The sequence below is a fragment of the Thalassotalea sp. G20_0 genome, from assembly GCF_017744175.1.
Taxonomy (GTDB): Bacteria; Pseudomonadota; Gammaproteobacteria; order Pseudomonadales; family Endozoicomonadaceae; genus Endozoicomonas.
Genome location: NZ_JAGHQV010000338.1, coordinates 1 through 753, shown reverse-complemented (window position 1 = coordinate 753; position 753 = coordinate 1). Strand labels below are relative to the sequence as shown.

Below are 753 nucleotides of genomic sequence, written 5' to 3'. Positions count from 1 at the left end.
ACGCTTCATTCATTTACTTCAGCGGGTGTTTTTACCCCTCATAAATACATGAATGAGGGAAGTAAGGAAACTCAGGCAGCTTTATTGTCAACTTTACTTGATGCAGTAATACTTAAGGGCAACCAAAAACCTGAAGCCAGGAGTATTGATACCCAAGGTGCCGCCAACCTGATGTGGGCCCTGGCAAAAATGGTTGGCAACGGGCTTGAGCTGGAGACGACACCGAAGCTCAAAGAGGCCGTCGCCACGCTGTTGCCCCTGGTGAGAATCAAAGCCGAATCAACAGAAGAGAAAGACCACTTTAATCCACAGGAAGTCACTAACCTGCTGTGGGCCGTGGCGAAACTGGTGGAAAACGGGCTGGAGAAGACACCGACGCTCAAAGAGACCGTGGTCGTGCTGTTGTCCCATGTGAAAACCAAAGCCGAATCAAAAGAAGGGAAAGATCACTTCAACACTCAAGGTACTGCCAACCTGCTGTGGGCCATGGCAAAAATGGTGGACAATGGGCTGGAGAAAACACCGAAGCTCAACGAGGCGGTAGCCGCGCTGTTGCCCCTTGTAAAAACCAAAGCTGAATCAAAAGAAGAGAAAGACCACTTCAAGCCACAGGAAGTTGCCAACCTGCTGTGGGCCCTGGCGAAACTGGTGGACAACGGGCTGAAGAAGACAACGAAGCTCAAAGAGGCCGTGGCCGCGCTGTTGCCCCAGGTGAAAACCAAAGCCGAATCAAAAGAAGAGAGAGACCACGTC

General features: G+C 51.0%; 1 protein-coding gene. It reads left to right on the top strand.

Going from position 1 to position 753, the window contains the following annotated elements; genetic code table 11:
* Positions 1-753 (top strand): DUF1601 domain-containing protein (locus J7438_RS26385; RefSeq protein WP_209278995.1); only part of this gene is annotated, 753 nt, incomplete at both ends.